The sequence below is a fragment of the Streptomyces sp. NPDC001480 genome (assembly GCF_042894725.1).
GTDB lineage: Bacteria > Actinomycetota > Actinomycetes > Streptomycetales > Streptomycetaceae > Streptomyces.
Genome location: NZ_JBIAVX010000042.1, coordinates 22280 through 31042, shown reverse-complemented (window position 1 = coordinate 31042; position 8763 = coordinate 22280). Strand labels below are relative to the sequence as shown.

Sequence of the window (8763 nt, the reverse complement as noted above, 5' to 3'; positions counted from 1 at the left end):
CCGGTCGCCCGGTGCCGGCGCAGCTGCTCGACCTCCTGGAAGGAACCCGGGTCCACCAGCAGCTCGATCCGCTCCCGGGCCGTCAGCTTGCCCTTCGCGTGCTGCGCCTCGGTCGCCCTCTCGCTCGGGCCCGCCACGGCCTGCGCACGGATACCGTGCAGTTCCGCGACACGGTCGCGGATGTCGTTCGGCCCGGTTTCCACCGGAGCGGGGGCAATCGATGTCGACATGTCGTCAGGTCCCTTTCTCGGGGCGGGGAATCCCGTCACTGCCAGCTGCGCGGTGCCCGGTAGGCGTGCGGCCTCCACCGCCGGGAGCCCTTGGAGAACCGCTGCTGCTCCTCCTGCTCCGCCACCGCGTCGGCGTGCAGTGCCAGCAGGACGACGGTGAGCGCGGCCAGTTCCTCGTCGCTTGCCTGCCCCCGCTCGACCCGCAGAGCGGGTTCTCCGCGATCCGAATCGCCCATGCCCCCTCCTCCGGCGTTTCGGCCACCGTCCGACATCCCCCTCGACAACGCCTCTCGCCTGACTCGAAGGCCATCGGAACCGTCTCGGCACGCCTGCGGCTCACGCCGGGCACGAAGCGATCTCATGGGCGGACCCGCGTATCGTTCGTGCGACTCGAGCCCCTTGGTCCGGTCAAAGACCTCTCGGGCTCCCGGTGCGTACCGACCGCAGGGCTCGGTCGAGGGCGAGCGCGCTCTCGGCCGGGCCGCCGATTCCCGTCAACACCACGGTGGCCGTCTCGCCGAACAACTCCCTGACGTCCCAGGCGATCCGTTGCGCGGCCCGGCCCGCGGGCCCACACCCGCACAGGATCACCCTGCGCCCCGGTCGCAGCAGTTCCCCCACGAGGGACGGCGGGGCGCCGGACGGGTCGTCCAGCCCCAGAGAGACGATCCGTTCCGGTCCCTCGTACTCACGTGCCAGCAACTCGTACGCGCCGAGCGGTACCCCGGGCACGCCGACCAGACAGATGACGTCCGCCTGCGGCTCCCCCGGCCGCAGCACGGCGAGGGCACACCCGCGCGGCCCGCGCCCGCGATCGGCGCGGCGCGGCACCTCGGACGTCCGCAGCAGCTCGAGCACCTGGGCGACGGTGCCGTCCGCCTGCTGCTGGTCGGGCAGGCTCCGCAGCAGCCGCACGCATTGCGAGAGCGTCCCGGAGGCGTCGGTGTCCGCCAGGTCGGCCCGGTCGTAAGTGGCGGTCAGCACCAGCCCGCCCTCGGTGTCGTACTGCGCCACGAGAGTGATCGGCAGATTCGTGTCACCACCCGCGCTCTGCGGCACGTCCACACGGATGCCCTGCGCCTCGAGTTCGGCCCGCAGTCTCGGGGGCAGCTCGGGCCGGCTGTCGAAGCGCACCAGGGTGTCGGTGAGTTCGCCGTCCTCGCGCCGCCCGCTCCACTCCCGGATCCGGTCACCGCTCACCCAGGCGTAGGCCGTCAGATCGAGCGCGCTGTCCCGGACCTGCCGCAACAGCTCCGTCAGCGGGGCCGCGGGGTCCACGGTGACGGTCATCGGCAGCGGGTTGCCGAGCAGCCCCGGGATGCCCGCCGCCTCCCGCAGCGCCAGATCGCGCCCGGAGTGGTGCACGCCGAAGGTGACCGGGACCGGCCCGGCGACGCCCGCCGCCCGGTACAGCAGCAGCGCCCACACCACGTGCAGGGCGCTGCTCTCCCCTGCTCCGCGCGCCGCCGCCCAGGACCGCAGCCGGGACGTCTGGGGCGGCCTGAGGCGGCGCTGGACCCGTCCGGGCCCGGCGTTCCGGGTCGGCCCGCCCGGGCGGCCGGGACTGACGGCGGCATTGCGGGGCGGGGCGGCGACAGCCCAGTACTCCCGTGCGATCTGCGGGTCCTGCTGGTCCAGCCACTCGGCATGGTCGCGGATGTCGGGCCGCCGCTCGCCCCCGGGCAGCATGCCGCCGCAGACGTAGGCCCGGTAGAACTCGCGCACCAGGAGGCGGGCGCCACGCTCGTCGAGCAGGGCCCGGTGGTAGCTCACCAGCACGCGGACCGGCGCCCGCTCCTCCCCCGTCGGGCGTGACGGCCCGTCGAGCAGGGTCACCCGCAGCAACCCGGGACGGTGCAGTTCGAAGCCCCGTACCCGGTCCTGCTTGAGCAGGTCGCTCCAGCCGATCTCGGCATTGGGGCGGCGCACGACCTCGATGGCCGCCCGGTCGTGCAGCACCAGCCGGAAGTCGCCGGTCCAGTCGAAAGACGCCCGCAGTACGGCTTCCCGCTCGGCGACGGACTGCCAGGCAGCCGTGAACTGCCCCATGTCCAGCGGCCCGGACCAGTTCCAGAAGAGCTGCTCGACGTGGCGCCCGGGGCCGTCCCGTCCCGCGACGGCGGCGTGCAACAGGTCCCGCTGGTGGCCGGTGACCGGGAACGTGCCGGTACCGAGCGGCGCCAGTAGGTCGGCCGCCAGTTCCGGGGTGAGCAGCGCCCGGCCGCCGGGGGGACGGCCGACCGGGGTGAGGCGCAGCACGCGCCGGCCGCTGACGTCGTCGTCCAGGGCGACGTCGTAGCCGGGATGCCGCTCGGCGATCCGGGCCGCGACGGCTTCTGACCGTACGGCTTCGAATCCTGCCCACAGCTCGAAGACGAGCGCGTCCCCGTGCGCCGCGACGCCCGGTTCATGCACCACGGCGAAGACGGCGTCCGCATGCGAGTGGTGACTGCTCATCCGCTGCCCCGGGCGCCGGACCCTACCGTCCCCGCAGGACGGACCGACTCCCAGACCTCCATTCCGAATCGTTTTTTCACGTGCTTGGGCAATCCCCTCACCGTCCCCCGGGGCTCCCCGCCCCCGGTAAGGCCAGGGCACTCGCGGCCCGATGGGCCTCGCTCACCAGGTACCCCCCCTGGACGAGGTGAGTGACGAAGGTCCACTCGCGCGCGTCGGCCGAGTCCTCCTCCAGGACGGCGGCGCCACCGTCCTCCCAACGGAATCCGACCGCGGCGAAACGGCGCCGCATCCCCTGCCCGAGGGCCTTGGTGTACGCCTCCTTCAGCGTCCACAGCCGCAGAAACGCGGCCGTGCTCTCTTCATCGGGCAGGGCGGCGAGCGCCTCGGCCTCCCGCGGGGTGCACACATGGTCGCGCAGCAGATCGAGCGAGATCCGCCGCGTGACGGACTCGGCGTCCACGCCCACCGGCCCGGCTCCGCTCAGCCCCACCACGACCAGGTCGTCGGTGTGGGCGAGGCTCAGGTGCAGCTCCTCTCCCAGCCCGCGCAACGTGGGCCGCCCGCCCAACTGGTAGGCGAGGTCGAGGTCGGTGGGGGCGACGTTCAGGACCTGCGCGGCCGCGTGCTTGAGGATCACGCGTGAGACGGCGAAGCGAAGCCGTCCGGCCGGGTCGGCGGTCTGCCGGTAACGCGGCCGGTCACGCCCGAGCAGCTCGTTCAGCCCGGGATCGAGCAGAGCGGCGGTGAACCACTCGCCCCAGGTGCTGTGCACCACGACCCGCCCGGTGGACTCGAAACAGTCGTGCAGGCCGTCCCAGGGCCCCTCTGGACCAGTGAGACGGACCGGAGGCGGCGCAACGGGGTGCCGCCCTGCGGCGGACCCACCGCCGCGTCCCTCCACCCGGCTCACCACAGCGGCTTCGTCGCGTACACGTCGCAGTCGACGCCGCGCCGACTCCGCTCGGCCAGTTCCGTCCACACTCCGGCCCGTGGGTCGCCCGGCAGACGGGGCACCGGGACACCGAGCCGCTCGCTGACGCGCACGAGTGCCAGCAGGGCCCAGCCGGGCTGTCCGAGGAAGCCGGTGCGTACTCCGGCGGCCGCCTCCCTGACCCCCAGCACGGCGGCGGCCAGCAGCAGCAGTGCCTGACGCTCGGCCAGCGCCCGGGCGGCCGGGGCCGCCGGATCGGCGTCCGTGGCGGCCAGGCACCTGTGGCGCAGCGATCGCTGCTCGGTCACGAGCCGACGGGCCACCCGGGCGAGCAGGGCGTTCGCCGGATCTTTGGCGCCGACGGCGTTCAGCCGGGCGGCCGCACCGGTCAGGGTTGCGGCCACGGTGCCGAGGCCCCCGTCGCCGTCGGCCGGGACGTCGGCGACAGGCTCCTCCCAGAGCCGGAACAGCGCAGGGAACGCGGGGTGCTCCCGGTGCCGCGGAACACCGCCCAGCGCGGGCAGCGCGCGCACCAGCCGCCCCTGCCACAGCACCGCGGCCGCCCAGTCCACCCCGGCGTGCGCCCGGTCCGCCATCAGTTTGGCGAGGACGCGCCGCTCCGTGGTGCCGGGGCCGAACCCGCTCTCGTTCAGGACCAGTTCCAGGTCGGCCAGCACACCGCCCACGACGTGCGGCACGACGTATCCGACCGCGGCGACCAGCTCGGGAGCGGCCCCGGCGGGCAGCCGCAGCGCGCGCAGCGCCACGGTCGTCAGGCTCTCGCAGGCCAGCAGGTCCGCGAAGACGGCGGCCAACGCGGGCTGCCACTGCCTCACCTCCGGCCGTCGGTCGCCCACCGAGGCCACCATGCGAGCGGCGGTACGCAACGCCCCACCGGCGGCGGCGACCAATGCCGCGGGCCCGAGCAACGCGCCCAGTCCGTCCACCTTCTCGTCCACCGCCGGGCCGCTCTGCACCTCATCCGCCGCCGGCCGCGCCTCGAGCACAGGCCGGATCGCCCAGTCGTACGACAGGGCCAGGTCCCGGCTGAACAGCGGACGCAGCAACCGGACGAGTTGGTCGGCCGGAAGGCGCCGCGCCTCGTCCGGGTCCGGCAGGACTCCGCCGAACACGTCGTCGGCCACCGCGGGCTCCCGCGTGGGCGCGGCGGCCAGCGCGAGCCGACCGTAGGGGTTGGCAGGGTGGAAGGGCGCGCCGAGCAGCTTCTCCAGCCGGACCGCGCGCACCGCGACTGCGGGCGGCGCGGGCACTTCTGTGAAGTGGCGGGCGGCGTCGGCCCGTTCGCCGTACGGCTCACCGGTCGGACCGGCCTCCGGCTGGGCTGGTGCATCGGGTCGTGTGAGGACCATCGCCGACCTCCTCCTCGTCCTCATCGCAGACGGCGTACGGCGCTCTCGGCGTGCCATTTGGCCAGCGTCAGGGCCTCGGTGCTCGCCCGGCCCAGCCACTCCCGCACATGACGACGGGCGTCGACCAGGGCCGCCCCCGGGCCCAGGGCCCGTTCGACGGCCTCCTCGCGGAGCATGACGTAGTGGGCGGAGACGACCGTCACCCCCGTGGCATCGGGGGCGAGGTACCACTCACCGCTGTGCGCCGCGATCAGTTCGGGCGTCACGGTCTCCTTGTAGACGATCCGCCCGGCGTGCGGAAAGCACAGGCGTACGGCCTCGACCGTGACCGTCTCCCCGCTCTCGGTCGCGCAGGTGTCCAGCGCGGCGACCTGGACGCCCGGCTGGTCCTCGGCCACCCTGGCCCACTCGACGTGCGGGATCAGGTCGACCCAGTCCTCGATGCGGTACAGGAAGTCGTAGACGAGCTCCGCGGGGCCCTCGACGCGCACGCTGTCCTGGAAGGAGAACAGCAGCTCGTCCAGCTTCTCCCAGCGCTCGGCCGTCTCCCGCACCACGGCCAGTTGCGCCCGCACGTCCGCCTCCAGCGCGCCGGAGGTCTCGCCGGGCCCGGAGGGCCGTTCGTGCCGCAGAGTCACCACAGAGCGGTCCTCGCCCTCGGGCTCCACGGTCCAGGCGCCGCGCGTCGGGGCGCCTGGCAGGAAGGCGTCCTGCTGCTCGAACTCGATGGAACGGGTCTGCGGGCGCAGTACCCGCCGTGCTACGGAGGAGCGCACGTGGTCGGCGTGTACGGCCCACACATGCAGTCGTTCCTCGGCGCCGTCACAGCCCGCCGGCCCGACGTCCATCCGCTCGACATGGACGTGCGAGGGCAGGAAGACCGGCCATCGTGGGGCGTCGGCGAGCAGGCCGTAGACCACTCCGGCGGGAGCGGCCACGGAGACCGTGTGCTGGGTGGAGTGCACCCGCTGCGCCGACATGCGTGACCCCCCTCCTCCCGGTGCGGTCAACGCTGCACCGCGGGTCTGGAACGGTGCTCGATCCCTGGTGGAAGGAGTGGCCCGGGACGGGTGCTCAGCCCGCCGGGACGGCCGACGCCAGGCGTGCGGCATGGGCGGTTTCGGGGCCGGACATCAGGATCGAGCGCTGCAGCTTGGCCAGCGCGGTCGACGGCTCCAGGCCGAGGGTGCGCACCAGCGTGGCGCGCAGCCGCTGGTAGGCGTCGAGTGCCTCGCCCCGGCGCCCGGAGCGGTACAGGGCCAGCATGTACTGGCCGCACAGGCTCTCGTGGGTGGGGTACCGGCTGACGAGGACGGTCAGTTCGGCGAGCAGCTCCCGGTGCCGGCCGAGCTGCAGGTCGGCCTCGATGCGCTGGTCCAGCGCGCACAGCCGGCTCTCTTCCAACCGCTTGACCTGTGTCTGCAGATGGACACCGGCGTGCACATCGGCGAGGGCGGGACCGGTCCACAGGGTGAGCGCCTCGCGCAGCAGACGGGCGGCCTGCGGGAAGTCCTCGGCATCCATGGCCCGGTACCCGGTGCCGGCCAGTCGCTCGAACTCCTTTACGTCGCTGGTGCCTTCGCCACTCTTGAGGAGGTAGCCTCCGGGCACGGTCAGCAGTACGTACTTGGCCGTTCGGCCATCGGTGGCACCCGTGTCCGTGCCGTCGGCGCCGGCCTCCAGAGCGGCGGTGATCAGCTCCCGCAGCTGGAGGATGTACGTCTGCAGCGTCGGACGCGCGCTGCGGGGCGGTTTGGCCCCCCACAGCTCCTCGGTGAGCGTGCCCACCGATACGACCTGGTCGGCGTGCAGAGCGAGCAGGGCGAGTACCTGACGCGGTTTGGGCGCGGTCGGTGTGATCGACACGCCCCTCTCTCTCACGGCGAGTGTGCCGAGTATGTCGATGTCCACGCCGTCTCCCCGTCCTCTGGTGCCGTTCTACAGCCGTTCCCTAGCACCTCGAGTAAAAAACAGCACAGGCGGTATGTCAATACCAAACCGGGCACCCCACTTGTATGCGACCCAAATGCGAGGCGCGTTCGATCAAGTCAGGTGAGAATATGTGACATAAGGCGGTAAAAATGGGCGAACCGAGATGACGAGTGGTCCGGCCCGCGCACCCATGGCCGACGATTGACCGTACCATTCACGCTGTTTTACTCGAGGTGGCCTTCGGCGAGCGCCCCGTTCGCCGCACTCGCCGGCACAGAGGCCGGTGACGCCGCCAGCCGCGGCAGGATGAAGGTCCAGAACTCCGACATCCTCTCGGCCGAGAGATAGTCGCGGTCGACCGTACCGAGCGCCTCGAAACCGACCGTCGCGGCGACGATCACCATCGTCGCGGCCTCCGCCGAGACGTCATCGGCGAGTTCTCCGGCGTCCCGCGCCTCGACGACGAGGTCGCGCACCTGCTGCTGCCACCAGCGGACCATTTCGGCACCGTTCTTGCGGGACGGATCGCCGCTCAACTGGAACCCGGCCCTGACCACCGGATCGCGGGTGACGGCCAGCAGCAGACTGGTGGTCGCGTGGATGAGCGACTGCAGTGAGGTAGCGGCCGTGAACCGACAGCGCTCGGCCAGTTCCGCCACCGAGTTGACCGCAGCCCTCTCCACCTCCCTGGCCAGCTCGTCCTTGCTGGCGAAATGGAAGTGGAGGGCTCCGGCACTCACGCCGGCCCGTTTGCTGATGGCGGGCAGGCTCGCCTGGGCGTAACCCTCGTCGGCAAAGCTCTCGGCCGCTGCCACGATGAGGGCCTGGCGCGTACGGGCCGCGCGCACCTGTTTGACCATCAGGTCTTCCTCCCGGGTCCTGCAGCGTTCCGCTTTCTGCACCCTAGCAAACCGCATGATTGGTACGTTTACTAGAGGGGAGATGGCGCGCCTTGGCATGGATGCGGCGCTACTCATTGCCAGGTTCGCTGGTCAGCCCGCTCCGCTCACCGGAATGGATCGATCAGAGTGATCGGCATCCCATCACAGAACGGCACGCCTGGTCTTTTTAGGAGAAGTGGTCGCGGAGAGGCGGGACTGCCGGTGACAGGACCAGCACGGGCACGTCACAAACCAGCTGTCAGGTTTGTGACGTGTCAGACCTTCGACGGCTCGAGCACGACCTCGTCGGCGTGCTGCTGCATCCCCTCTATGACCCGCATGCCCCGGTCGGGCGCGATGTCCAGCCTGATCAGTGAGGCCGGTGTGGCGATGGCGGGAAGTATGTGCTTGTACAGCACCGAGATGCGGTAGTTGAGGTCCGTCCACTGGCTGTTCGCCTCGGAGACCGCCTGGATCCCGTTCCACGCTCCGAGGAAGAACTCCGCCGTCTCCTCCGGCACCAGGTGCGGCAGCGCCTCGCCCCGCTCCTTGGCTTCGGCGAGCTGTTCGGTCAGCACCTTGATCCACGCGGGCCACGCGCTCCCGAACAGCTGGCGTCCCTGCAGGTCGGCCGAAAGGCGGATGCCCGCCTGGAGGAGTACCTCCCTGGGGATCCGGTAGGCCAGCGTCATGCCCAGGTCCACGAACTCCTGCAGCTTCAGTTCGCGCGGCGACCAGAAGTCGGCCGTGATCTGGGAGTCGATCACCCCGCGGGCCAGGGCCTCCTTGGATTCGAAGTGGAAGTAGAGCGCGCCCTTGGTCACCCCGGCCCGCTCAAGGATCTCGGCAATGGTTGCCGTGGCGTAGCCGCGCTCGGCGAAGACCGAGGCCGCGGCCTCGATAACAGCGCGACGGGTCCGTAGAGCACGTTCTTGCCGCGCCATGGGGACCCTCCTCAG

General features: G+C 71.7%; 9 protein-coding genes. All 9 read right to left on the bottom strand.

The genetic code is table 11. The annotated features are described in order from the left end of the window. The coding region (locus tag ACFY01_RS45345) for a carboxyl transferase domain-containing protein (RefSeq protein ID WP_390741644.1) at positions 1-230 on the bottom strand (230 nt) is incomplete at its 3' end. 35 nt (positions 231-265) lie between these two features. Then, complete coding sequence (locus ACFY01_RS45340; RefSeq protein WP_390741643.1) at positions 266-466, bottom strand: acyl-CoA carboxylase subunit epsilon; 201 nt, start codon at positions 464-466, stop codon at positions 266-268. 172 nt (positions 467-638) lie between these two features. Next, positions 639-2687 carry a condensation domain-containing protein gene (locus ACFY01_RS45335; protein ID WP_390741642.1) on the bottom strand — a complete coding sequence of 683 codons (2049 nt, stop codon included), beginning with the start codon at positions 2685-2687 and terminating at the stop codon, positions 639-641. 97 nt (positions 2688-2784) lie between these two features. Beyond that, positions 2785-3465 carry a 4'-phosphopantetheinyl transferase family protein gene (locus ACFY01_RS45330; protein ID WP_390741641.1) on the bottom strand — a complete coding sequence of 227 codons (681 nt, stop codon included), beginning with the start codon at positions 3463-3465 and terminating at the stop codon, positions 2785-2787. A gap of 131 nt (positions 3466-3596) precedes the next feature. Next, a complete protein-coding gene (locus ACFY01_RS45325) occupies positions 3597-4991 on the bottom strand; it encodes a hypothetical protein (protein WP_390741640.1) in 1395 nt (464 codons plus the stop codon). Positions 4992-5011: 20 nt separating this feature from the next. Continuing rightward, positions 5012-5971 (bottom strand): SRPBCC family protein, encoded by a 960-nt coding sequence (locus ACFY01_RS45320; RefSeq protein WP_390741639.1) that lies wholly within the window; start codon positions 5969-5971, stop codon positions 5012-5014. A 94-nt stretch (positions 5972-6065) separates the two neighbouring features. Further along, complete coding sequence (locus ACFY01_RS45315; RefSeq protein ID WP_390741638.1) at positions 6066-6902, bottom strand: BTAD domain-containing putative transcriptional regulator; 837 nt, start codon at positions 6900-6902, stop codon at positions 6066-6068. A gap of 245 nt (positions 6903-7147) precedes the next feature. Further along, positions 7148-7783, bottom strand: a complete 636-nt coding sequence (locus ACFY01_RS45310; RefSeq protein WP_390741637.1) for a ScbR family autoregulator-binding transcription factor — start codon at positions 7781-7783, stop codon at positions 7148-7150. A gap of 296 nt (positions 7784-8079) precedes the next feature. Continuing rightward, positions 8080-8748, bottom strand: a complete 669-nt coding sequence (locus ACFY01_RS45305) for a ScbR family autoregulator-binding transcription factor (protein ID WP_390741636.1) — start codon at positions 8746-8748, stop codon at positions 8080-8082. Positions 8749-8763 lie beyond the last annotated feature (15 nt).